Below are 23,590 nucleotides of genomic sequence, written 5' to 3'. Positions count from 1 at the left end.
CCAAGCCGTCCCCGGGCCCCACAAGAAAACAAGCAGCACGGGTTAAAGCCCAAACAGCACTGGAGAGTAGAAATGGTTTGGACTTGTTGAAAGGTGGTTTCGTTTTTCTTGGGACGCCTCAGACGGGTTTTGAGCTTGGTTTGAGTACGTGGGTGATAGGCGGGGTGACTGGAGTTGAGGAAAAAAGTGGGTGGGAATTAAGTAGCTTTTTTTATGATGCTGTAGGAGGCTGTAAGGTTTTTGGGCGCTACTCTTTTGGCTTTGGCTTTGGCTTTGGCTTTGGCTTTGGCTTTGGCTTTGGTTGTTGTTGTTGTTGTTGTTGTTGTTGTTGTTGTTGTTGTTGTTGTTGTTGTTGTTGTTGTTGTTGTTGTTGTTGGTGGTGGTGGTGGTGGTGGTGGTGGTGGTGGCCACTTCTGGCGCCATTGCTTCCGCAGTATCAACAGGGCGTAAAAACAGTAAACCTCACGTCGTATTGAGCCATTCAGTTCTACTCTAAAAAGAAGGGAGCAGAGTAGTGTGAGTCTGCCGGTTGGTGCAGGTGTAGCAGTGGTCGGGCGGATCAGAGTACTTGCCGCGGTCAGGAGATAGATAGCGTAGGGATGCAAGCACCCTGTTGTTTGACCGGGGCGCTTGTGGTTCGTCCGGGGGACGAACCACCCCGGGAGTTCAGGGTGCGCCCGTAGCTATCTCCTGACAAGGGCACCGGTGCGCAGCACCGGCAAGTGCTCAGCCCGACCACTGCTACACCTGCACTAACCGGCTCCCTGCTCCTGCTCCCTTCTTTACCGAGCTGCATCGCCTTCAGGCCTTAAGCCTCCCCGAAGCAACTCCACGAAGAAAGCCTCCTCTCAGTAATACCTACGCGCCTACGTAGTCCCAAAAAAACAGCCCCTGGTTCTGAACTGACCTCATAAGGCAGGGCATTGATCCAACCTTTGGGATGCAGTTCAGTTTTCAGGGGCTGTCATTCCAGCAATTACTGATCAGAGCGAATATTGTTATCCCGTACAATCTGCTCCCAGCGAGCACTGCGCTGCTGCACCCATTGCGCTGGAGAAACCTTGGACGAATCGTAGGCTTGAATATCCAGCATCCGCAAAGTCTCGGCGGTAGAAGGACGTTTCACGATATCGCTCAGCAAGTCGTTCCAAGCCTTGATTTTCTCTGGAGGTGAACCCTTGGTGGTGAACACCAGGTACGAGAAGCTCTCGTTGAAGTTCTCCAGGCCTGGCAACTTCGCTTCGGCCAAAGTAGGGACTTCAGGCAGCAATGGATTGCGCTTGCCACCGGACGTTGCCAATGGCGTCAGTAGACCTTCCTTGATCGGACCCAAAACACCAGCAATCGTCAGAAAGCCGCTGTCCAGACGTTCGCCATACATATCATTGACCACAGCACTATTGCTGCGATACGGAATGTGATCCAGTTTGATACCGCTATCTTGCGTCAAGGCCGACATCATCAAATGCCCAGGCGAACCCATACCGGCCGAACCGTAATTCATGGGCTTGGCGCGAGCACGCTCCAGAAACTCGGCAGGTGTGGTGATGCCGGTCTTGCTGGGAACCACCAGAACCTGGTCAAAAGTACCCAGCAAGGACACCAGCTCCAGGGACTCCCCGATCTTGAACTTGCTGTTGACGTAAATATGCGGATTGGCCGTGGCAACCGTATCCAGTGTCAGCAGCAAGGTATTGCCATCCGGCTTGGCTCGGCCCACCGCTTCGGCAGCAATTGTGCCTGCCGCACCCGCGCGGTTCTCCACCACAATCGTCTGACCGGTGGTTTCAGTGGCCTCGCGGGCCAACATGCGACCCAGGACATCCAGCGGGCCGCCTGCCACGGAACTGACCACAATTGTGGCCACCTCGGCACTCTGGACTGGCGTAGCCAAAGGTAAGATCAGCGCACAAATGCTTACTTTGCGCAGCAAGGAAAGGGTGGGCATAGATGTCTCCAGATAGGGGTAGTTAAAGGTCTTCAGCTCACGCTATCGCCAAGGGCAGGGGACTGGTTTCGCTGTGAGCCATCATGGTATCGATCAATTGGCACAAAAGCGTTGTTTTTAACGCTTGCGCGTCCGGTTCATTCCACAAATTATGTTGTTCCAGCGGATCGGCTTGCAGATCGTACAGCTCTCCGATTTGACCGCCTTCGTACAGGCTTAAACGATGCTGCTGCGTGACCAGCGAACGCAGCTTGGTGCGAATAGGCGTATTGAACAGCTTGCGCTGGTTTTCTTCCTCGATCAGCACACCTTTGCGCCAATCCACTGCTTCGTTTTGCATCAATTGCAGCAAGGAGCGACCCTGAATGCCGTTGTAGGGCAACTGGCCCGCACGCTCCAGCACCGTAGGCGCGACGTCAATGGTAGAACAGACAGCTCCACTTGTGCCTTGCGCTTTCGCATTTCTGGGGTCAAACCAGATAAAGGGGCTGCGAATGATGCTCTGGTAATGCACAGGACCTTTCAGCATCAACTGATGGTCGCCCATGAAGTCGCCATGATCACTCATGAACATGACGATGGTGTTTTCCGCCTGACCAGTGCGCTCCAGATGATCCAGAATGCGTCCGATCTCGGCATCAATATGGGTGATGGAGCCGTAGTTCAGCGCAATCGCCTCACGGGCTTCGCGCTCGGAGCAGGCAAACAGCGTGGGTGTGTGCTTGATGGCTTTGCCCTCATCACGCAGCTGATGCAGCAATTGCAGATGCGCAGGCAGGGGATGCGGCCCGAGGTGGAAGGAGTCAGGCAGGCTGACCTCTTCCGGCTTGTACATGTCCCAGTACTGACCGTGGGGTGTGTAAGGGTGGTGCGGGTCCGGAAAAGAACACTGAATAAAGAAGGGCTGTTGTTCCTGGGCATATTTGTCCAGCACAGCGCGGGTGCGTTCACCAATCCAGGCCGTGGTGCTGTACTCTTCTGGCACACGGGTACGCCAGGCTTGGCCAATACGGCTTAACTCGTAGTCGGGGGTCGGGACGGCGTTTTCAGGGCCGGACAAGGCGGCGATTTCAGGGTGTTCATCCTGCAGCCAGCGACCATAGTCACCCCAGACCTGATCGCCGTGATCAATAGCCAGGTCCACGTGCTCGTAGCCGTAAAAAGGCAGTTGCACGCCGTGATCGGGACGGTCGCGCCACCATTGGCCACATTCCTGGCCGTAATCGTTAGTAGGCAGGGGAGGACGCGCTTCACCCTTGGTCGGCGGATCATCCGGACGTGGGTACAGTGGTGGCGTATCCGTTATATTTTGCAGGTGCGCCTTGCCTACCAATGCCGTGCTCCAGCCCGCTTGACGCAGTACATCGACAAAAGTGCTGGAGTCCAGTGGCAGAGGAACCCCGTTGTGACGAGCACCGTGCAACGAGGGCATGCGACCGGTCATCAGGGATGCACGGTTGGGCATGCAGATGGGGGTAGCGACGTAAAATCGATCAGCACTCCAACCGCGAGCTGCTAAAGCATCCAGATTGGGCGTTTTTATTTCTTTATTGCCGTAACAGGCTAAATGGTCAGCGCGGAGTTGATCCGCAATAATCAATAAAAAATTGGGTACTGATTGAGACATGAAGTGCCTATTTTGTAGCTTTGGGTATACCCATTATGGAAGCTGTAGCCATAATGTTAAATTGAATAACTTGCAGGTATATATACCTCTTTCATATAGGTAAGTCATGAGCTGGAGTGAACGCATTCGCTTAAAGCATCTGCAGGTTTTAATTCGTCTGTGCGAAGAAAAAAGCATGAGCGATGTGGCCCGGCAGTCCAATATGACTCAGCCTGCCTTGTCAAAATGGCTCAAGGATTTTGAAGACAATATAGGCATGCCCTTATTTGAGCGCCATGCTCGTGGCATTGAGCCTTTGCCTGCAGCCCTGGCGCTGGTTTCCCAGGCGCAGGGGGTGTTGAATCGCCTTGACCGCATGAGTGCCACTCTGGAGCAATACCGGCAGGGTTTTCGCCAGCAATTTACCTTGGGTATTTCGCCTATGGTGGCGGCGGTTTATTTGCCGCAACTGCTGGTGTATTTGCACGAGCGCGATCCGCAATGCCATATCCGCATTCAGGAGGGCACGCTGGATATTTTGAGTCGCAATCTGGAGCAGGGCGAGCTGGATCTGGTTATTGGCCGTGTGGATGAAGCGGGCCGCAATCCGGCGATGGCGTATCTGCCGCTGGGCATGGTGCCCTTGGGCGTGGCGGCTTGCCGCAAGCATCCTTTGGCGCAGCAAGATGAGGTGACCTGGGAGCAGACGCTGGAATATCCCTGGATATTGCCACCCCGGAACAGCCCGATGCGACGCAGTTTCGAGTTGAGCCTGGATGCCAAGGGCCTGCCGTATCCCACCTGCGCCATTGAATCCGCTTACGCGCATACCAATGCCCGTGTCGCGGTCGGCAGTGATTTTTTAGTACCCATGACGCGCAGCATGGTGCCGGTCTACCCGGAGCTGTGTATCTTGGAACTGGACTGGAGCGACCCGCGCTTGCATGGTCAGCTCGGTCTGTTGTGGCGCCCGCAGGATTCGGGCGAACCGATGTTGGAAGAGGTAATTAGCTGGATGAGCAAACAATCTCAAGTGATGTGATGGTAAGTCAGGGTCAGCATGGCTGACCCTGAAAAAACTGACAGCTTGTTTTTTAAACTTATGTAACTAAAAATTGCGATTATGTTACTTTGTTTCTTCTTAGCGAATTGATTGATGGGAACAGTTCTGGAAGGCTGGAAAAACTTGCAAGCGATCAGTATCAGCTCGGTGCGCGACACACTGAGCGGGAAATATCATTCTCGTGACTTCATTCATGCCCGGATGGAGTATTTGCGCAGCCGTGTCATCCTGGTCGGCTTGTTATTTGCTTTGTTGACCCCCCTTTGGACCTTGATGGACTGGCTGGTTTTACCTGGCTGGCCCACGCATTTGATGGCGATACGGGTTTTAAGCCTGGGGGGATTGATCTTGTGTGTGTGGCTGGCATTCAATGGCCACCAGCGCATCACCCGCATTTATGTTTTAAGCGGGCTGGTTTTTATTTTGCCGGCCTCTTTTTACGCGTATATGCTGCTGACGCTCTCGGGGGCAGGGCATTACGTGGTGCTGGGCTACGGCTTTATTCCTTTCCTGCTGGTGGCGACCTTAAGCATTTTTCCCTTCACCTTGCTGGAATCTGCTTTGGTAGGGGGCGCATTAATTGCCTTGCAGGTCCTGGCCAGTGTCAGTTCTGGAACCTGGATGACCATGAAAGGTTTGCAAGACCTTTGGCTCTTGAGTGCCTTGCTGGTTGTTGCCCTGACCGCCAATTATTTTCATCTTGGGCTATTGCTGCGTTTATACCGGCAAGCCACGCACGATACCCTGACCGGGCTATTGAACCGGGGCGCGGTCAGCCGTCAATTGGGACAGGGGCCAGTCCAGGAAAAACTGCATGTGCTGATGGTGGATCTGGATCATTTCAAGCAGATCAACGATACCCACGGGCATTCGGTAGGGGATGATGTATTGACGCGTACCGCCTCTTTATTCAAGGCGCATCTGGGGCCGGATGATCTGGCGGCCCGTTATGGCGGCGAAGAGTTCGTGCTGATTCTGGCCGGGCGCAGTGATGCGCAGGCTTTGAGCTTTGCTGATTTGCTCTTGCGTCAGGTGCAGGCACAAACCTTTTATAACCACGACCGCGAGCCTTTCCAGATTACGGCCAGTATGGGTTTGGCGGTGTGCCAGCCCGGTCAGGTGATTGAGGATGTGCTGATGCAGGCTGACCAGCGCTTGTACGATGCCAAGCGCGCCGGTCGCAATCAGGTGGTGGCGAAGGGCTAAGCCTGTCTGGCAATGCAAAAAGAAACGGGGCCTGGAGCAGCAAATGCTCCAGGCCCCGTTTTGATTGGCTACTTAGTAGCGCAGGGTCTGGCTGCCCTGGCTGGACTTGTCTATGTCCTGAGCGCTGATGGCATCGCTCTTGCACTTGAAGGCGGCATACATCTCCAGCTGATCCGAGTGATGCGTATCGGCTTCGCCTTTGGGGTTGATGAAACCGCTTTGACCGGGAGCCATCACCGAGCACATACGTACGCCAGCAGGATCCATTACATACTGGAAACGGGCGCTGCCAGTGTTCAGATACGGCATGATGCGGCGCTCGTGCGCAGGGTCAGACCAAGGCACCCCAATCGCATTGCGTGCCGCAAACAGCATGGAAACAGAGGGAGCACGCCATTGCTGGGCTTGTGCGCCTTGTGACTTCTGCAAGGAGGCGGCTGCTAGTTCCAGTGCGTCCAGCACCAGTTCCTGGGCCGGACGGCCTTGCAGGAAATCAATCGTTTGTGGCACTCCGGCCGATGGACCCTGGATGGCGTTCCAGATCAGCTTGGCCGCAGCGGCTGGCTGGGCGCTGCGTGGATCATCCATGGCCGGGTACAGGCTTTGCGTGTAAGTGTTGTAGACGTTGTCCGGCAAACGACCTTTCAGGAATACCGGCACCGCGGCTTGCATCCAGGCCTGCATCACAGCCGGGGCGCTGCCTTCGTATTGCTTGCCGTTGCTGGCTACGTGCAGCTTGTAGTCCCAGCCTTTCAACTGCTCGGCTGCCTGACGGGCCAGGGCGCTGGCACGTGGCAGCTTGGCGGCTTCCTGGATGAGGGGGACGAAGTAGCGCGCATTCAGGTCAGAGCGTGCGCCCAGGGAATCAATGCCCCAGATTTCTGCATCGCTCAGGCGTTGCTTGGCTTGCAGCGGTGCCAGCAGTTCCTGCACGCGGTCCACATAGGAGAAGTTGGAGTTGTCGGCCAGCAAGGCGCCGTAAGCCTTGTTGTTCCAGCTGGCGATATAGCCTTGCTGCGGGTTCAAGACTTTCGGGTTGTGCTCAAAGCTCAGAAAGCCTTGCCATTCCATGCTGCCGTCGCCTGCTGCCGGAAACTGGATGGCCTGACTGGCCGGGCGCTGGGGCAAGAGGCCCAAGGCAGCGGCACCGATATTGTTTTTGGTATCGGCATAGAACCAGGTAATGGAGGCGCTGACGCGGGCTGCCTGGGCCATGAATTGATCCCAGTTCTTGGCCTTGGCCGCATGTGCCCAGCCCAAAAGGGTTTCAATTTCCCGGCCTTCCCAGGTGCGACGGTTGGCGTAGGCCGTGTTGTTCTTCTTGTCCCAGCTGCTGACATAACCTTGGGCCGCACGGTAGATGTCCAGCGTCACGTCGTCCTGGTCACGCACTTTGATGCGTACCTGCTTGTGCTCCATGGAACGCCAGGCATTGTTGTACCAGTAGCTGTGTGGATCACCGTCTTTCAAGCGCAACTGGTAAACGTCGTTGGTATCCAGCGAACCCACGGTGGAGCCCCAGGCAATCTGGCCATTGGTGCCGAAGAGGATGGCGGGCAGGGCCACGGCAGTGCTGCCGGTCAGGTCGTAGCCCGCACCATGCAGGCCGACGCTATAGGTAATGGACGGGGTGTACCAGCCTTGTTGCGGGCCGTTGTACAGCACGGCATGGCCGTGAGTCGTCTTTCCAGGGCCCAGCAGCCAGGCATTACTGGCCGTAGGTGTGCCGGCAGCCACGGTGGGGCCCAGGGCCACGGCTTGCTTGTGCAGATAGTCTTGCGCTGCTTGCGAGGACAGGGCCTGCAACTGTGTGGGCAAATCAGCCAGAGCGGTCTTGGCTTCAGGCTGCGCAATGATGGTGGGGGCGGTGGGGTCATTCAGCCAGCGCAATTGCTTGTAGAGCTGTTCGCCACGTTCCGCGCCCTGGTCGGCCTTCAGGGTTTCCAGCAGATTCAGGTTGGCTACTTCTGCCGTACCGGCAAAGAAGCGGTTCAGAATCAGGCCCACCCAGACCATGGCAATGTCTTCAGGCTGCCATTCAGAAGGCTCGAAGCCCTTGTCCAGAAACTCCTTGGGCATCAAGGTGTCGCGCTGGGCTTTTACCTCGCGCACACGCTGGGTAAAGCCAGCGGCATAGCCTTCAAACATGGCGCGGTCTTCTTTGGACAGGGCGGCCAATTGCTTGCGTATGGAGTCCGGGTCGATATTGTTGTGGGTGACTTTGTCCAGTTCCAGGAAGTCCGCTCCCAGAACCTCCGCTACCGTTCCCCAGCCGGAGCGCTTGGCAATTTCCATCTGATATAGACGGTCTGTGGCCACAGCATAGGCATAGCCATAGAACAGGCCATAGGTGCTGTCAGCATAGATATGCGGCGTGCCGTAGCTGTCGCGCTTGATGGTGACGCTGCGCTCACTTACAGGTGCGCTGGCACAGGCGGCCAGCAAGACGCTGGTGGTCAACACGCCAAGGGTCAGCCGGGATGGGAAGCGACGGGGGGAAGTCAAAATCTGGTCTCCTCAAGAGTAGCCGTGGGGGCTACTGTTTTTTTATCTCTTGAGAATATAACGTCAAAATTCTTTAGGTATTGATATTTCCAGGTGAAACATTATAGAGGATTTCCCCAGTAGAAGAGGGCAGCCTGGGAATGAAACTTGCTGGCTCTTTGTTGAACACATCTATATGGGAGCCTTGTTATGGAACGCATTATTGCGGCGGAATTTGATACGTTTGATCAAGCCCAACAAGCAGCGCGAGTCCTGCAGGGGCAGGGTTTGGACAGCCAGGATCTACAGGTTTTCTACCTTAAGCCAGGAGGTCAGCACGGGCAGTATCCAATCGGAGGTGACAGAACCTTGGATAAGGCTGCCCGAGGGGGCGGTTTGGGTGCCATCCTGGGTGTAGTCCTGGGGGCCGCCCTAGGGGTCGCGTTGGGTTGGTGGTTGCTGAGCATGACAAGCTGGCCCCAGTTTGTGTTGATTGCGTTTGCTGCCTTGGGGGCCTACGTGGGCGCCATGGTGGGCGGTATTGTGAAACTGGGCGGCCGTAGACCTGAAAAAGAGACCTTGAATCGGGTGTCGGGCGTCATGCTGGCGGCGCGTCTGGGGCAGGCCGAGGAAGCTGTGCTGGTGCGTGAATTGCAGCGCAATGGGGGATACGCCATCGAATGGGCCAACGGTAATTGGAGTGATGGTCAATGGCAGGACTTCAACCCAACGCGCACGCCCCAGTTATACGATTTACCCTCATCGGGGCAGAGAGTTCACGAGACTCGCAGTGGCTGATTGCTACCCTGAGACTGTAAATCCAGAGCATTAGCTCATCCGCCTTTCTAGCGTTTTTAGCCGTTTGATTCCTCTTTGGCGGATATGATGGAGCAGTTTATGAAATCCATGATTCGGCGCGCGCAGGAACCAGGCGGGGCGGTTGCGTTTTAATCTCTGGGCTTATTAAGTGTAGTCACTGTATATCGACAGCTCTCTTCTTCTCAGGCTATCTACTTTTTCTGCTCATTTCTTCTTGGTCTCCTTGCTTTAATGGCTTTCTGCGTGGCTTGCTGTGTTTTATGTTTAAAGTGTTCAAGGGTATATCCCTAGGTCTTGGCCGATTTACTCGCAAAAATACCATGTGTACACTTTAAATCACTAAAACAAGACAAGTTGCTGAGTCGTGTTTCGCCTCACAAGCCCACGGAGAAGACAATGAACAAGACATTTGCAGGGGTAGCACTGGCAGGAACGATGATGTTGCAAACCTTGGGGGCCACCGCTGCCGCCGAGGGGGTGATCAAGATTGGTGAGCTGAACAGCTATAAATCCCAGCCCGCTTTTTTGGGGCCTTATCGAAACGGGATGGAGCTGGCGGTTGAGCAGATCAACCAGGCCGGGGGGATTCACGGCAAGCAGCTGCAATTGATCATCAAGGACGACAACTCCAATCCCGGCGATGCGGTACGCGCTGCCGAAGAATTGATCTCGCGTGAAAAAGTGGATGTGCTGACCGGGACCTTCTTGTCCAATATCGGTCTGGCCATTACCGACTTTGCCAAGCATAAAAAAGTTTTCTTTCTGGCCAGCGAGCCGTTGACCGACAAGATCGTCTGGGCCGATGGCAACCGCTACACCTTCCGCCTGCGCAACTCCACCTATATGCAGGTGGCCATGCTGGTGCCGGAAGCCGTCAAGCTGCACAAGAAGCGTTGGGCGATTGTGTACCCCAACTACGAGTACGGTCAGTCCGCTGTTGCCACCTTCAAGACCTTGATGAAAGAAGCCCAGCCCGATATCGAGTTCGTGGCTGAACAGGCTACTCCTCTGGGTAAGGTCGATGCTGGTGCCGTGGTGCAGGCTTTGTCCGAAGCCAAGCCTGATGCGGTCTTTAACGTACTGTTTGCGTCCGACCTGGCTCGTCTGGTTCGTGCCGGTAATCAGCGCCAGTTCTTCAGTCCCGCCTTGCCGGTGGTCAGCATGTTGACCGGCGAGCCGGAGTACCTGGACCCCTTGGGTGAAGAAACGCCGGAAGGCTGGATCGTCACCGGCTACCCCTGGTACGCCATCGACACGCCCGAGCACAATGCCTTCCTGAAAGCCTATCAGGACAAGTACAAAGAGCACCCACGCCTGGGTACGATTATTGGCTACAGCACCATTGTGTCGATTGCCGCCGGTATTGAAAAAGCCGGCTCTACCGACACGGAAGCCATGATCAAAGCTTTCCGGGGTCTGGATGTGGTCACGCCTTTCGGCCCCATCACTTACCGCACGCAAGATCAGCAGTCCACACAGGGGGCTTATGTGGGTGTGCTGGCCAAGCAGGACGGCAAGGGCATCATGACCAATATCCGTTATGCCGATGGCAAGGATGTACAGCCTACGGATGAGCAAGTCAGCCAGTGGCGTCCTGCCGCGGCCAATCAATAATTCCAAGAACGCATTATTTCGTAGATCGGCGCGCCATCTGGCGCGCCACTTCTGACGCGAGGCAGTAATGGCCTTATCGGGTTTATGGGTTCAGTTCCTTAACGGACTGGCCGAGGCATCGTCTTTGTTCCTGGTGGCGGCGGGTTTGTCCCTGATCTTTGGGGTGACACGCATCGTCAACTTTGCACACGGCTCCCTGTACATGCTGGGCATCTACATGGCGTATTCCACCGTGCAATTCATGGGGGGCTCGGCGCTGGGATTCTGGGCAGGCCTGATTGTGGCCGCCTTGCTGGTCGGCGCATTGGGGGCCTTGCTGGAGATCGTGCTCCTGCGGCGTATCTATAAAGCGCCTGAGCTGTTTCAGTTATTGGCCACCTTTGCTCTGGTGCTGGTGATCAATGACGGGGCCCTGGCCGTGTGGGGGCCAGAAGATCTGTTGGGGCCATTGGCTCCGGGTTTGAACGGCTCCGTTTCCATTGCAGGGCGCTTCTTCCCGGTGTATGACCTGGTGCTGATTGTGATCGGCCCGGTAGTGCTGGGCTTGCTATGGCTCTTGCTGACCCGTACTCGTTGGGGTGTGCTGGTGCGCGCCGCGACCCATGACCGACAAATGCTGGGTGCGCTGGGCGTGAATCAGGCCTGGCTGTTTACGGGTGTGTTTGCCCTGGGGGCCTTCCTGGCTGGTTTGGGTGGTGCCGTGCAGTTACCGCGTCAACCCGCCAATCTGCTGCTGGACTTGAGCGTGATCGGGGATGCTTTTGTGATTGTGGTGGTCGGTGGCATGGGCTCCATCCCCGGTGCTTACGTGGCGGCCTTGATCGTCGCGGAATTGAAGGCTCTGTGTATCGCTCTGGGCACGGTCACTTTCTTTGGCGTGGACTTTGCCTTTCCGAAATTGACGCTGGTGGTGGAGTTCATCTTCATGGCCGTGGTGCTGGTGTTCCGGCCCTGGGGCTTGTTTGGGCGAGCTCAAGCCGTCAGCCGTAACTCGGCTCCGATTGAAGCGCCCTTGCGTGCTGGTAGTAGGGCTTTCCAGGTCATGGTGCTGGTAGTTCTGGGTGTGATGGCTGCATTGCCCTTGATGAGCGACTGGTTCCCGTACGCGCCTGTGCTGGCTCTGGATATTCTGGTTTTGTCTCTGTTCTCCTTGAGCCTGCATTTCATGATGGGGCCAGGTGGCATGAACTCCTTTGGTCATGCTGCTTACTTTGGTCTGGGGGCGTACGCGGCGGCTCTGCTGTTTAAAGCGGCGGCCTTGTCCATGGGCTGGTCCCTGGTTCTGGCTCCGGCTGTTGCAGGCTTGGGGGCGCTGATCTTTGGCTGGTTCTGCGTGCGCCTGTCCGGTGTTTACCTGGCCATGCTGACCTTGGCATTCGCGCAGATTATCTGGTCGATTGTCTATCAGTGGGACAGCTTTACAGGCGGCTCCAATGGCGTGGTCGGTATCTGGCCTGCAGAATGGCTGTCGGGTGATCGCTATTATTACTTTGCCTTGCTGCTGGTGGTGGCAGCGGCTTTCCTCTTGCGTCGCATCTTGTTCTCACCCTTTGGCTATGCCATGCGTGCTAGCCGGGACTCTGCTTTGCGGGCCGAGGCCATTGGTATCCCCGTCAAGCGCGTACAGTGGCTGACCTTTATTTTGGCGGGCACGTTTGCCGGTCTGGCCGGTGCCTTGTTCGTGTTTTCCAAGGGTAGTGTGTCGCCTGAAGTGATCGCGGTGAATAAATCCGTGGATGGCCTGGTCATGGTCTTGCTGGGTGGTTTGCAAACCCTGGTCGGTCCGGTGGTCGGTGCAGCGGTGTTCACCTTGTTGCAGGACTTCTTCCTGGGCATCACGCAGTATTGGCGCGCCTTGTTTGGTGGCGTGATTCTGCTGCTGGTTCTGGCTTTCCCGCAGGGTATTGCCGGCTTTTTCAAACGCTGGGCGCATCGCCGCGTAGCACCGGAGGCATCGTCATGAGTTTGCTGCAAGTACGAGGTCTTAAAAAAGCGTTTGGCGGCAATCTGGCCGTAGACGGTATTGAGTTTGATGTACAGGCCGGGGAATTCCTGGCCTTGATCGGCCCCAATGGCGCAGGTAAAACCACCACCTTCAATATGGTGGGCGGGCAATTGACGCCCACTGCTGGTTCGGTGCGTTTGGGCGATCAGGAACTGGTGGGGCTGGCCCCGCGCAAGATTGCCGCTTTGGGCGTGGGCCGTACCTTTCAGATCGCCGCGACTTTTGCATCCCTGACGGTGGTGGAAAACGTGCAGATGGCCTTGCTGGCGCATCAGAAAAAGCTGTTTTCCTTTTGGCGTCGGGCGGCTCAGTTCGAGCGTGCGCGTGCGCTGGATTTGCTCGATCAGGTGGGCATGCTGGCGCAGGCTGAACGGCCTTGTAGCGAGCTGGCTTACGGCGATGTGAAGCGGGTAGAACTGGCGATTGCGCTGGCCAACGATCCGCGTCTTTTGCTGATGGATGAGCCCACAGCGGGCATGGCCCCCAAGGAGCGCAATGAGCTGATGCGCCTGACCAAAAAACTGGTGATCGAACGCAATATGGGTGTGCTGTTTACCGAGCACAGCATGGATGTGGTGTTCGAGCACTCGGATCGCATGCTGGTGTTGGCCCGTGGTCGGCTGGTGGCCGAAGGGGATGCGGACTATATCCGTCAGCATCCCAAGGTGCAGGAGGTGTACTTTGGAACAGGCAAAACATTCGAGAACAAGGAGCCAGCATGACGCAGGACTTATTAGTCGGTTCTGAGCGGATCGCCGCAGGCGGGGCGGACGAGCAGCCTTTGCTGAGTGTGGATGGCTTGAATGCCTGGTACGGTGCCGCGCATATCTTGTTTGATTTGTCCCTGACTGTGCAACGCGGTGAGGTGGTCGCCTTGATGGGGCGCAACGGTGCAGGCAAGTCCACCACCTTGAAATCCATCATGGGTTTGATGGAGCGCTCCAACGGCCATATCGAATTCATGGGCCAAGCCATTCACGACAAGCAGCCTTTTGAAATTGCTCGTGCCGGTTTGGGATTTGTACCCGAAGACCGACGCATCTTTACTGATTTAAGCGTCACGGAAAATCTGGAAGTGGGCCGTCAGCCCGCACGACGCTGGCCGGATGGCACAGCAGCTCCGCACTGGCAGCCTGAACGCTTGTACAGCCTGTTTCCCAATCTGGGTCAGATGCAGGACAGGCCCGGCGGGCAGATGAGCGGGGGCGAACAGCAAATGCTGACCGTCGCGCGCACCTTGATGGGCAATCCCTATCTGGTCTTGCTGGACGAGCCGTCCGAGGGTGTGGCACCCGTGATTGTGGAGCAGATGGTGCACATGATTCTGGAGCTGAAGCAGGCGGGTGTCAGCATCTTGCTGTCCGAGCAGAATCTGCATTTTGCCGAGCTGGTGTCGGATCGGGCGTATGTGCTGGAGAAGGGGCAAATACGGTACAGTGGCGCCATGCAGGAATTAAGTGCCAACGAACAAGTGCGGCGCACTTACCTGTCCGTTTAACTTCGGGCCTCCAGACAGTGGAGGCCGGACCGGCTCCAGGAGAACACCATGGCAGATGCACGTCCCAACCCTCAGGCAGTGATTGATTTCTGGGTTGAATCAGGGCCAGAGAAGTGGTTTCGCAAGTCCGATGACTTTGACCGGGAATTTCGCGAACGGTTTTTGGACTGGCACGAACGTGCGGCCAAGGGGGAGCTGGATGATTGGGCGCAGACCGCAGAAGGGGCTTACGCCTTGCTGATTTTGCTGGATCAGTTCCCACGCAACTCCTTTCGCAATACCACGCGCATGTATGCGACCGATGAAAAAGGTTTGGCGATTGCCAAGGAAATGGTGGCCAAGGGCCTGGACAAACAGATTCCGGTGGAGCGCCGTGTGTTTTGCTACCTGCCATACTCCCATGCGGAGAGTCTGGCCGATCAGCAAGAGGCTGTGCGCCTGAATCAGGAAATTGGCCGTCCCTGGCTGGATCATGCCGAAGAGCATCTGGATGTGGTGGAGCGTTTTGGCCGCTTCCCGCATCGCAACTCGATTCTGGGGCGTCCTACCACTGCGGAAGAACAGAAGTTTCTGGAAGCCGGTGGTTTTTCGGGTTGATGGATTTTGAGTCTGGCCCAGGCTCGGGTTTAACCGTGTCAGAGTACAATGCAAGATAAAACAAAGGCGGCCAAGTGAAAACTTGAAGCCGCCTTTATTTCATCTGCCGTGTATCTAAACACTATCTGCGGACAAGCCTCGTCTACAGGTGTCCCTTCTGCTCCCGTATGGTCGCAATCTTGTCTTTCAGGCCTGTCCAGGCGGGTTTGTCCGGTGCAAAACGCGCCCGCATATAGTTCAGCAGATCTTCCATCTGCTCGTCATTCATGCTGCTCTTGAAACCGGGCATGGAACCCAGGGTGGGCCGTGCCGGACGGGTAATGCCGTGCATCAACACCTGAATCGTATTGTCCGGGTGTTCACTGTGCAGATTGCTGTTCAAGGCCAGGGACGGGCGAGCCCCAAAGAGCACCGGCCCACCACGTGGGTCATGGCAAACAGCACAAGCGCCGTTGAACAGGTTTTCGCCTGGCATCACCATCACGTCCTTATTGCTGCGGCTATCTTGCTCCAGCAGCGCGGCCTGGGCGGCGTGTGTTTGTTCTTGTTCGCTCTCGACCGGGTTCAAACTGCTTAGGTAGTGCGCCATGGCACGGACGTCGGACTCCGGCAGTTCTGCCAAGCCTGCGACGACCGGCCCCATCGGTCCCGCCGCCACGCCATGACGGGGCGAGTAGCCGGTACGCAGGTATTGGTACAGCTCCTGTTCTGTCCAGGGAATGGGGGCTTTGGACAGGCTATTGAGCGCCGGCGCTTCCCAGTTGTCCGCAAAACCACCCGCCAGGAAATTCGCTTTACCGCCTTTTTCCGCGCCCAGCATATTGCGTGGGCTATGGCACGCCGCACAGTGACCGCTGCTATTGACCAGATAGGCCCCCCGGTTCCATTGCACGGTTTGCGTCGGGTCCGGCACGTAGGCATTCGGATCACGGTGAAACAGCAGGTTCCAGCCCGCCACCAGGGGCCGCATATTCATGGGGAAGGGCAGCTTGGTTTCAGGCACTTCGGACTTCACTGGCTCTTGTGTCATCAGGTAGGCGTACAGGGACTGCATGTCCTCATCGCTGATCTTGGCAAAGGCCGTGTAAGGGAAGGCCGGGTACAGGTGGCGTCCGTCCTGATGAATGCCCTCGCGCATGGCGCGCTCAAAGGCTTTGTAGCTCCAGCTACCGATGCCGGTTTCTTTGTCCGGTGTGATGTTGGTGGTGTAGATAGTGCCAAACGGTGTATCCAGGCCCAGACCGCCCGCATTGGGTGTGCCGCCTTCAGCGGTGTGGCAGACCATGCAATCGCCTGCAATGGCAACCAGGCGGCCACGCTCAATCGCCAGCTCTGAAAAGATGGATGTGTCCACTTGGCCGACAGGCGCGATGGCGGGCCGCCAGGGCAGGGCACTCAAGACTGTGCCGGTGGCGACCGCGGCCAAGGCCCCCCACCAGGCTTTGCGTTTTTTGCTGCTGCCTGTTTTATCGGACTGATAGCCCAGTGCCAGAGACTGTTCGCTAAAAGGCGCACTGGTCAGGCGTATGCCACTGGCATTGAAAATTGCATTGGCAATAGCGGCCGCGGCAGGCAGTTCCACGCCCTGGTTCCAGGCCAAAGGCTGGCCTACGGCAGACTCTCGTTTGACCAGTTGGACGGCGGGCTTGTCGGCGGTTTCTTTGACAGGGCTGTCGTTGCTACCTTCGCTGCCTTTGCCCACGCCATTGTTCAGCAGTTGTTGAGCCCAACGGCCCAGTCGGTCGGCCAGGGCGGGCGCAGACTCCGGGGTCTGCTCGGGATTGCTCAGTTCGGTGCTGTCGTGGCCAATGGTCAGCTTGTCTATGCTGAGCGTGCCTTGACGGGTATCGACGCTGACGTCCACGGCCCAGGCGGACCACTGTTCTCTTGCAGCCTGTCCGGGGACGTTTTCAACAATATGGCTGTAGGCCAGCCCGCGACCCTTGCGCAAAGGGCCTTGATGGGCGGGCAAGGGCTCGGACCAGTCCGACTGCTCGGCAACCCGTTGCAGCAGTTCTCGACCTTGGGGGCTGCTGACTTGTTCCAGTCGTGCCTCCAAAGGGTCCAGACCCAGGCTGTGGCAGTCCTGATCGAACTGCGACTCCTGGGCAAAGACTGTGGCCTGGGCCAGACTGTCGGGGTCACTGCTGGCGGCCGCGCCATCATAGTTAGGCGTGGGTGCAGAAAAGTAATCGCTCTTTACGTCCGGACCGCTGCTGGGCAAACCTGGCTGGCCGCAAAGAATGGCCGCCAGCGAAGGACGTGCACCGGACAAGGTGTTCAGTTGCCAGCGGGTCGCCCGCAAATGGGCATTCAAGTCGTTTCGCTCTGCGGTGCCTTTATAGACGCTCAGGCGAATGGTGACTTCGCTGTGGCTGGCACGAACTTGCACGGCCTGGGGGCGGCCAAAGGCCATGACTGCCGCATCCATGGCGCAGTCGTAAGCATCGGCCTGATTGCCGGCAATATCCTGCAAATGGATCTGTTCACTGGGCAGGCCGCTCAAGGCTTGCAGCTCAATCAGCAGGGCAGCGGGGCGCTGCGTATGCGCCCAAACATAAAGCTGCTTGTCCTGATAACAGGCACGAGCCCAGGCAGTTTCCTGATGCTCGGCGGCAGAGTGCCACTCATAGCTTTGATCGGGGGTGCCCAGTGTCGCGGCAACAGTCTCATCGGCTGGCAGGGCAGCCTGGTTTGCAGCGACAGGCGTGGCCCAGCGCGTATCCAGCAAGGCGGCGCCTTGTTGAGCCTGCTCGGCTTGTACCGCCAGCACACCCAGGAAATTGCCCATATGCACACAGGCTACAACGCCGGGTACTTGCAGGGCAGCTTGTTGGTCTACCGTTTGTAATTCAGCGCCCAGATACTGCCCGTTTTCATAGGACCAGTAAGGGGGGCGTACCACAGCGCCATGCAGCAAGCTGGTGCCCGCAGGCAGTTCGGGCCACAGCGCTCGGGAAAGGTCTTGTACTGAATGACTCATTGCCGGGCCTTTGCGACGCGTACGGCGGCTTGCATGATTTCTACGTGCGTGCCGCAACGGCACAGGTTATAGCGCAGTTCGTCCCGAATTTGCTCTTCGGTGGCTTGCGGATTGCGTTCCAGCAGGGCCTGCACGGTCATGACCATGCCATTGAGGCAGTAGCCGCATTGCGCAGCCTGGCAATCTATAAATGCCTGCTGAACATCATTAGGCTGGCCATTCCGGGCCAGGCCTTCTAACGTAGTGATCTGGCGGTTTTCTACCAGGCTGACCGGCACGACACAGGAGCGGGCGGCCACCCCATCGACCAGCACCGTACAGGCGCCACATTCACCCAGGCCGCAACCAAACTTGGGGCCATTCAGTTCAAGGTCGTTACGCAATACATAAAGCAGTGGCGTATCGGGTTCCACCTCGATGATGTGGGTCTCTTGATTGACCCGCAAGGTATGCGGGCGAGTACAAGGGTTCATGGGTTTCACCTTAGGGAGATCGCACCTTGTTGTCGAACAGCGTGTGCGGTGCTTTTATCAGCTCGGTATTGATATGCTTAAATTAAGTGTATACACTTTAATTTATCGAGTAAATAGATTCTACTACTCCCTTGAGGTATCAATCAAAGCTCTCTGGGGAAGACGTTCGAAATTCGGTCTAATCTTATTTAATATAGGGTTTACACTGATTATTAAGCCCTTGATTTTCTCTTTATAGTAGTTGCGATAAATGGGTTTCAGCGCACTGTATTTGATTTTATTAGGGCGTGTACGCTGGTAATCGATGTTTTGCCAGGGTACGCCTCAGGCAGGTTTTCAGGGAGGGCTCCCTGTTTGCCGGTTTCCAGACCCTTATAGAAAGCCCAGCCAGGAGAGTGTGATGTCTTACGATGCGCCGCGCCACCAGCAGCAGGACTTGCTCAGGGCGTCCGGCACCTTGCTGATTTTAGCGGCACCGGCACGGCCTCCCAAGCCTTCGCCCGGCCAGCCCGGCGTGGTGTCCGAGTACTTGCAGGCGCACGATGATGTCTTTGTCGCCGTGTCCGAACAGGGCTGGGTGCGCGCTTTTAACGGGCACGTGGACCTGGGCACCGGTATTCAAACTGCGCTAAGTCAGATCGTGGCCGACGAGCTGGATGTGCCCATGACGCGCGTGCAAATGGTGCTGGGCCATACCGATGCTGTGCCCAATCAAGGCCCCACCATCGCCAGTGCTTCGATTCAGATTCATGCTGTACCGCTGCGCAAGGCGGCGGCTCAAGCACGTCAATTGCTGCTGGCACAAGCCGCAGAACGCTGGGCACTGCCTGCCGATCAATTACGCGTGGAAGACGGCACCATCATTGCCCCGGACGGGCGCAGCCTGACGTACTGGAAACTGCTGGAGGGTCTGGAACTGCGGGCCTATCTGGATAAAGAAACTCCCACCAAACCGGCCGAGCAATTGCGCATTGTAGGGACAGCCCAGGCGCGTGTCGATATTCCGGGCAAGGTCGCGGGGCAGTGGGTGTATGTACACGATGTGCGCGTGCCCGGCATGTTGCATGGTCGTGTCGTGCGTCCTCCTTATATAGGGCGCGATAGCGGCGACTTCATTGGTCGCAGCCTGGAATCCGTGGACGAGGAGTCCATCCGTCATATTGCCGACGATGTGCGTGTCGTGGTGATTGGCGACTTTATTGGTGTGGTCGCACGTCGTGAAGAACACGCCATGCGCGCCGCCCGTGAATTGAACGTGCGCTGGAAAGCGATTCCTCCTTTGGAGGATATGAATAATCTGGAGCAGCTGATTCGTCGTCAGCCCATGACGGAGCGCTTGCTGGCGGATAAAGGGCCGGATTTTGATGAACTGCCGCCAGAGGGCAAACGCTTGAAGCGTACCTATGTCTGGCCTTTTCAGCTGCATGCCTCCATTGGCCCGTCTTGCGCCGTGGCGGACTACCAGCCCGGCCATAGCCGAATCTGGTCAGGCTCGCAGAACCCGCATATGTTGCGTGTCCACTTGAGTCAGTTGCTGGACGAGGACGAAGCCGGCCTGGAGATCATCCGCCATGAAGCAGCCGGTTGCTATGGCCGTAATTGCGCTGACGATGTATGTGCGGACGCCTTGCTCTTGTCACGAGCCGTCGGTGCGCCGGTACGTGTGCAACTGACGCGTGAACAAGAACACGGCTGGGAGCCTAAAGGCGCTGCTCAGCTGATGGATGTGGAAGGCTCCATTGATGCCGAAGGACAACTGCGTCATTACGATTTTGTGACCCATTACCCCTCCAACGATGCGCCGAACCTGGCGCTCTTGCTGACGGGGCGGGAGTCGGCGGCCCCACGTCAATTGGAAATGGGGGATCGCACGGCAGTACCGCCTTACAGCTATCCCAAGCAGCGCATTGTGTGTCAGGACATGCCCGCGATTGTGCGTGCTTCCTGGTTGCGCGGCGTGTCGGCCATGCCCAACTCTTTTGCGCATGACTGCTTTCTGGACGAGCTGGCAGTGGAAGCCGGTGTGGACCCCTTGATCTATCGCCTGCGTTATCTGGATCAGGATGAACGTGCTCAGGAGCTGCTGCAGGCGGTGGCGGATAAGGGGCAATGGCAGATCGGGCAGCGTGGTTCGCGCGGGCAGCCAGATGAGCAGGGTTATTTGTATGGCCGTGGTCTGTCGTACGCCCGTTATATACACAGCAAGTTCCCTGGTTTTGGGGCGGCATGGTCAGCATGGTTACTGGATTTGCGGGTCCATATAGAAACGGGCGTGATCGACGTTCAGCAGATTTATGTAGGTCAGGATACCGGGCAGATGGTGAACCCGGCCGGTGTGCGTCACCAGATTCACGGCAATGTGATTCAGTCCTTGAGCCGCACTTTGTATGAACAGGTGCGCTTTAACGCACAAGGCGTGGTCAGTGCGGAGTGGGGCGCCTATCCCATTGTTGATTTCCCGCGTATCCCGCCTATTGAGGTGGTTTTGATGGACAGGCAGTCCGAGCTGCCTATGGGGTCGGGCGAATCCGCCTCCGTGCCCTGTGCCTCGGCCATTGCCAATGCTTTGTTTGATGCAACTGGCCGACGTTTTCGGCAGGTGCCTTTCACACCGGATGTGGTCCGGGCCGCGCTGGCTGCTATGTCTCAAATGGCCTAGGCAGCAGCAGTTTTCATGGGTCGGGCTTAGGGCCTGACGGTTTCAATCCAAGGACAGATTAATGAGTACCTTTCTTTACGGCGGCCATGTTCACGCCAATGGCATTCGTCAGCATTACCTGCGTTACGGTGGTTCGAGCGAGGGTCGTGATCAGCGGCCAGCCGTCATCATCGTTCCCGGCATCACCAGCCCGGCAGTGACCTGGGGGTTTGTGGGCGAGCAGTTCGGCAAGCACTTTGATACCTACATTCAAGACGTGCGTGGTCGCGGCTTGAGCGAAGCGGCTGAAGGCATGGATTACAGCCTGGATGCGCAGGCGGATGACTTGATTGCACTGGCTCAGGCGCTGGGCCTGAAGGACTACATCGTGGTCGGTCACTCCATGGGTGCCCGCATTGGTTTGCGTGCCGCTCACAAGAACAGCGATGGCCTGAACCGTCTGGTGATGGTTGATCCGCCAGTGTCCGGCCCAGGTCGTCGCGCTTATCCCTCCAAGTTGCCCTGGTACGTGGATTCCATGGCGATGGCTCGCAAGGGCTGCACGGCTGACGACATGCGTGCCTTCTGCCCGACCTGGACCAAAGAGCAATTGCAATTGCGTGCTCAGTGGCTGCACACCTGCCACGAGCCTGCCATTCTGGCCAGCTTTGAGGGTTTCCACACCGACGATATTCATGTCGACTTCCCGCATTTGACAGTACCTGCCTTGCTGATGACAGCCGAGCGCGGCGATGTGGTGCGCGATGAAGATGTGGCCGAGATTCAGCAACTGGCATCTGGCGTTCAGCACGTTCGCGTGCCTAATGCCGGTCACATGATTCCTTGGGATAACGAAGCAGGCTTCTACGAAGCTTTCGGTGATTTCCTGGGCCAACGCCTGGTGTGATGTTGAAAGGGTCGCATGGGCGGCCCGTCGTGATGCAGAGGTTCCGCGTCAGTGCCGGAGCCTCTCACAAGGAGAGACAAGATGGCAGTTAGTGATTATCAACTTATCGAGGCATGGCAAGAAGTGCTGCGCCTGTCCAAGCTGCAAGCGGGTCAAACCGTGACCTTGCTGACCAGCTCGACCACTCACCCGCAGACCATGCAGTGCGCGCAGATTGCCGCTCAGTCCATGGGCGCGATTGTGAATCGCTTGGACTTGTTGCCGGTCAACGCGGAAAAAGCCTTGAGCCGTGACTCGCTGGCGTACTTGGGTACGACCCCGCTGACGGGTAACGAAGCGGCGATCGCAGCCTTGAAGGCCAGTGATCTGGTTCTGGACCTGATGACCCTGTTGTTCTCGCCCGAGCAGATCGACATTCTGAAGTCGGGCACCAAGATCCTCTTGGCGGTGGAGCCACCCGAAATTCTGGTTCGTACTGTGCCAACCGAAGCAGATCGCGCACGCGTGACCGCTGCGGCCGCTTTGATCAAGGCCGCCAAGGAAATGAGCATCACCTCTCCTGCCGGTACGAACCTGCGTTGCCCGCTGGGTGAGTTCCCGGCGATTCGCGAGTACGGTTTTGTGGATGAGCCCGGTCGTTGGGACCACTGGCCCAGCGGTTTTGTGCTGACCTGGCCGAATGAGTTGGGCACCAACGGCACCATCGTGATCGACAAGGGCGACATCCTGTTGCCACAGAAGAAATACTCTACCGAGCAGATCATTCTGACCGTGGAAAACGGCTATGCCACCAAGATTGAAGGTGGTGTCGAAGCCGAGCTGCTGGACGAATACATGAAGACCTTCAACGATCCCGAAGGTTATGCGATTTCCCACATTGGTTGGGGTTTGCAGCCACGCGCTCACTGGTCCACTTTGGGTCTGTACTCGCGTGAGAACACCATTGGCATGGATGCCCGTGCGTTCGAGGGTAACTTCCTGTTCTCCTTGGGCCCGAACAACGAGGCTGGCGGCAATCGCACGACGGCCTGCCACATTGATATTCCTTTGCGCAATTGCACGGTCAGCCTGGATGGCCGCGCTGTGGTGCGTGATGGCAAAGTACTGGACGGAGGCGTTGGTGAGTACGAATGAAGGAGCGGTGTACGCTCAACAAGGTTTTGGGTCGACGCTGGAGCCTAAAGCTCCTTACGGCTTGTTGATTATTGATCTGGTGAACGGCTTTGCAGATCCTGCCGTGTTTGGTGGCGGCAATATTCCTGAAGCTATCGAGAACACACAGAAGCTGCTGGCAACGGCTCGTGAACAGGGCTGGCCGGTGGCTCACACCCGCATCGTGTATGCCGATGATGGCGCTGATAACAACATTTTCAGCATCAAAGTCCCTGGCATGCTGGGTCTGACCGAAGACGCCCACAACAGCCATATCGTGCCGGAACTGGCTCCTGCACCCGGTGAGTTCATCGTTCGTAAGAACGTGCCGTCGGCGTTTTTCGGTACACCCTTGGCGGCATGGTTGACGCAACGTGGTGTGCAAACGCTGCTGGTTGCCGGTGCGGTTACCAGTGGTTGCGTGCGTTCCAGCGTGGTCGATGCAATGCAACTGGGTTTCCGCCCCTTGGTGGTATCGGATTGCGTGGGTGACCGTGCAATTGGCCCTCACGAGGCGAACCTGTTCGATATGCGTCAGAAGTACGCCACCGTGGCAACACGTGAAGAAGCGATGAAGTTGATCGGTCTTTGATCGAG

General features: G+C 57.0%; 18 protein-coding genes. 13 read left to right on the top strand and 5 right to left on the bottom strand.

Annotated elements, in window-relative coordinates:
* The first annotated feature begins 240 nt into the window (after positions 1-240).
* On the top strand, positions 241-450 hold the full coding sequence (locus tag CPY64_RS19120) for a hypothetical protein (RefSeq protein ID WP_162178867.1): 210 nt from the start codon (positions 241-243) through the stop codon (positions 448-450).
* Positions 451-976: 526 nt separating this feature from the next.
* On the opposite strand, the gene CPY64_RS13775 is transcribed toward CPY64_RS19120, so the two are convergent.
* Both CPY64_RS13775 and CPY64_RS13770 read right to left on the bottom strand, forming a co-directional pair.
* Positions 977-1,948, bottom strand: a complete 972-nt coding sequence (locus tag CPY64_RS13775; RefSeq protein WP_042488873.1) for a Bug family tripartite tricarboxylate transporter substrate binding protein — start codon at positions 1,946-1,948, stop codon at positions 977-979.
* 37 nt (positions 1,949-1,985) lie between these two features.
* Positions 1,986-3,575 (bottom strand): sulfatase family protein, encoded by a 1,590-nt coding sequence (locus CPY64_RS13770; RefSeq protein ID WP_042488871.1) that lies wholly within the window; start codon positions 3,573-3,575, stop codon positions 1,986-1,988.
* A gap of 106 nt (positions 3,576-3,681) precedes the next feature.
* On the opposite strand from CPY64_RS13770, the gene CPY64_RS13765 reads away from it, so the two are divergent.
* Together CPY64_RS13765 and CPY64_RS13760 are read left to right on the top strand one after the other, a co-directional pair.
* Positions 3,682-4,596 carry a LysR family transcriptional regulator gene (locus tag CPY64_RS13765; protein ID WP_042488869.1) on the top strand — a complete coding sequence of 305 codons (915 nt, stop codon included), beginning with the start codon at positions 3,682-3,684 and terminating at the stop codon, positions 4,594-4,596.
* 114 nt (positions 4,597-4,710) lie between these two features.
* Positions 4,711-5,823: a GGDEF domain-containing protein gene (locus CPY64_RS13760; protein ID WP_042488867.1), complete on the top strand. Its 1,113-nt coding sequence runs from the start codon at positions 4,711-4,713 to the stop codon at positions 5,821-5,823.
* Between the two features lie 72 nt (positions 5,824-5,895).
* On the opposite strand, the gene CPY64_RS13755 is transcribed toward CPY64_RS13760, so the two are convergent.
* Positions 5,896-8,328: a penicillin acylase family protein gene (locus CPY64_RS13755; protein ID WP_042488864.1), complete on the bottom strand. Its 2,433-nt coding sequence runs from the start codon at positions 8,326-8,328 to the stop codon at positions 5,896-5,898.
* A gap of 189 nt (positions 8,329-8,517) precedes the next feature.
* On the opposite strand from CPY64_RS13755, the gene CPY64_RS13750 reads away from it, so the two are divergent.
* From CPY64_RS13750 to CPY64_RS13725, 6 genes are all read left to right on the top strand, one after another.
* Positions 8,518-9,105 (top strand): hypothetical protein, encoded by a 588-nt coding sequence (locus CPY64_RS13750; protein WP_042488862.1) that lies wholly within the window; start codon positions 8,518-8,520, stop codon positions 9,103-9,105.
* A gap of 417 nt (positions 9,106-9,522) precedes the next feature.
* Complete coding sequence (locus CPY64_RS13745; RefSeq protein ID WP_042488859.1) at positions 9,523-10,740, top strand: ABC transporter substrate-binding protein; 1,218 nt, start codon at positions 9,523-9,525, stop codon at positions 10,738-10,740.
* Between the two features lie 67 nt (positions 10,741-10,807).
* On the top strand, positions 10,808-12,703 hold the full coding sequence (locus CPY64_RS13740) for an ABC transporter permease (RefSeq protein WP_042488856.1): 1,896 nt from the start codon (positions 10,808-10,810) through the stop codon (positions 12,701-12,703).
* Positions 12,700-13,467, top strand: a complete 768-nt coding sequence (locus tag CPY64_RS13735) for an ABC transporter ATP-binding protein (protein WP_035273692.1) — start codon at positions 12,700-12,702, stop codon at positions 13,465-13,467. Before CPY64_RS13740 ends, CPY64_RS13735 begins: the two co-directional genes overlap by 4 nt.
* Positions 13,464-14,243: an ABC transporter ATP-binding protein gene (locus CPY64_RS13730; RefSeq protein ID WP_042488853.1), complete on the top strand. Its 780-nt coding sequence runs from the start codon at positions 13,464-13,466 to the stop codon at positions 14,241-14,243. Before CPY64_RS13735 ends, CPY64_RS13730 begins: the two co-directional genes overlap by 4 nt.
* Before the next feature lie 48 nt (positions 14,244-14,291).
* Complete coding sequence (locus tag CPY64_RS13725; RefSeq protein ID WP_042488850.1) at positions 14,292-14,840, top strand: DUF924 family protein; 549 nt, start codon at positions 14,292-14,294, stop codon at positions 14,838-14,840.
* A gap of 142 nt (positions 14,841-14,982) precedes the next feature.
* Here CPY64_RS13725 and CPY64_RS13720 read toward each other — a convergent pair whose 3' ends face one another.
* Positions 14,983-17,823: a c-type cytochrome gene (locus CPY64_RS13720; protein ID WP_052363037.1), complete on the bottom strand. Its 2,841-nt coding sequence runs from the start codon at positions 17,821-17,823 to the stop codon at positions 14,983-14,985.
* Entirely contained in the window at positions 17,820-18,296 is a 477-nt protein-coding gene (locus CPY64_RS13715; RefSeq protein ID WP_035273699.1) for a (2Fe-2S)-binding protein, read from the bottom strand. The genes CPY64_RS13720 and CPY64_RS13715 overlap by 4 nt, the downstream gene beginning before the upstream one ends.
* Positions 18,297-18,696: 400 nt before the next feature.
* Here CPY64_RS13715 and CPY64_RS13710 point away from each other — a divergent pair, with 400 nt between their 5' ends.
* The 4 genes from CPY64_RS13710 to CPY64_RS13695 all read left to right on the top strand — a co-directional run bounded on the left by CPY64_RS13710 (position 18,697) and on the right by CPY64_RS13695 (position 23,585).
* Entirely contained in the window at positions 18,697-20,955 is a 2,259-nt protein-coding gene (locus CPY64_RS13710; protein ID WP_042488848.1) for a xanthine dehydrogenase family protein molybdopterin-binding subunit, read from the top strand.
* A gap of 61 nt (positions 20,956-21,016) precedes the next feature.
* On the top strand, positions 21,017-21,841 hold the full coding sequence (locus CPY64_RS13705; protein WP_042488844.1) for an alpha/beta fold hydrolase: 825 nt from the start codon (positions 21,017-21,019) through the stop codon (positions 21,839-21,841).
* 81 nt (positions 21,842-21,922) lie between these two features.
* Positions 21,923-22,975 carry a 2,5-dihydroxypyridine 5,6-dioxygenase NicX family protein gene (locus CPY64_RS13700; RefSeq protein WP_042488842.1) on the top strand — a complete coding sequence of 351 codons (1,053 nt, stop codon included), beginning with the start codon at positions 21,923-21,925 and terminating at the stop codon, positions 22,973-22,975.
* Positions 22,976-22,982: 7 nt separating this feature from the next.
* Positions 22,983-23,585: an N-carbamoylsarcosine amidohydrolase gene (locus tag CPY64_RS13695; RefSeq protein WP_026485445.1), complete on the top strand. Its 603-nt coding sequence runs from the start codon at positions 22,983-22,985 to the stop codon at positions 23,583-23,585.
* Positions 23,586-23,590: the final 5 nt, after the last annotated feature.

Origin of the sequence: Alcaligenes faecalis (assembly GCF_002443155.1) — a bacterium.
Classification (GTDB): domain Bacteria; phylum Pseudomonadota; class Gammaproteobacteria; order Burkholderiales; family Burkholderiaceae_B; genus Alcaligenes; species Alcaligenes faecalis.
This window is presented reverse-complemented; position numbering and strand designations above follow the sequence as displayed.

What these genes read in the sequence shown, in the direction of transcription:
- CPY64_RS13765 (WP_042488869.1), top strand. Translation starts at nt 3,682, where the DNA reads ATGAGCTGGAGTGAACGCATTCGCTTAAAGCATCTGCAGGTTTTAATT.
- CPY64_RS13770 (WP_042488871.1), bottom strand. Translation starts at nt 3,575, where the DNA reads ATGTCTCAATCAGTACCCAATTTTTTATTGATTATTGCGGATCAACTC.
- CPY64_RS13740 (WP_042488856.1), top strand. Translation starts at nt 10,808, where the DNA reads ATGGCCTTATCGGGTTTATGGGTTCAGTTCCTTAACGGACTGGCCGAG.
- CPY64_RS13745 (WP_042488859.1), top strand. Translation starts at nt 9,523, where the DNA reads ATGAACAAGACATTTGCAGGGGTAGCACTGGCAGGAACGATGATGTTG.
- CPY64_RS13715 (WP_035273699.1), bottom strand. Translation starts at nt 18,296, where the DNA reads ATGAACCCTTGTACTCGCCCGCATACCTTGCGGGTCAATCAAGAGACC.
- CPY64_RS13720 (WP_052363037.1), bottom strand. Translation starts at nt 17,823, where the DNA reads ATGAGTCATTCAGTACAAGACCTTTCCCGAGCGCTGTGGCCCGAACTG.
- CPY64_RS13725 (WP_042488850.1), top strand. Translation starts at nt 14,292, where the DNA reads ATGGCAGATGCACGTCCCAACCCTCAGGCAGTGATTGATTTCTGGGTT.
- CPY64_RS13730 (WP_042488853.1), top strand. Translation starts at nt 13,464, where the DNA reads ATGACGCAGGACTTATTAGTCGGTTCTGAGCGGATCGCCGCAGGCGGG.
- CPY64_RS13775 (WP_042488873.1), bottom strand. Translation starts at nt 1,948, where the DNA reads ATGCCCACCCTTTCCTTGCTGCGCAAAGTAAGCATTTGTGCGCTGATC.
- CPY64_RS13735 (WP_035273692.1), top strand. Translation starts at nt 12,700, where the DNA reads ATGAGTTTGCTGCAAGTACGAGGTCTTAAAAAAGCGTTTGGCGGCAAT.
- CPY64_RS13760 (WP_042488867.1), top strand. Translation starts at nt 4,711, where the DNA reads ATGGGAACAGTTCTGGAAGGCTGGAAAAACTTGCAAGCGATCAGTATC.
- CPY64_RS13700 (WP_042488842.1), top strand. Translation starts at nt 21,923, where the DNA reads ATGGCAGTTAGTGATTATCAACTTATCGAGGCATGGCAAGAAGTGCTG.
- CPY64_RS13705 (WP_042488844.1), top strand. Translation starts at nt 21,017, where the DNA reads ATGAGTACCTTTCTTTACGGCGGCCATGTTCACGCCAATGGCATTCGT.
- CPY64_RS13750 (WP_042488862.1), top strand. Translation starts at nt 8,518, where the DNA reads ATGGAACGCATTATTGCGGCGGAATTTGATACGTTTGATCAAGCCCAA.
- CPY64_RS13710 (WP_042488848.1), top strand. Translation starts at nt 18,697, where the DNA reads ATGTCTTACGATGCGCCGCGCCACCAGCAGCAGGACTTGCTCAGGGCG.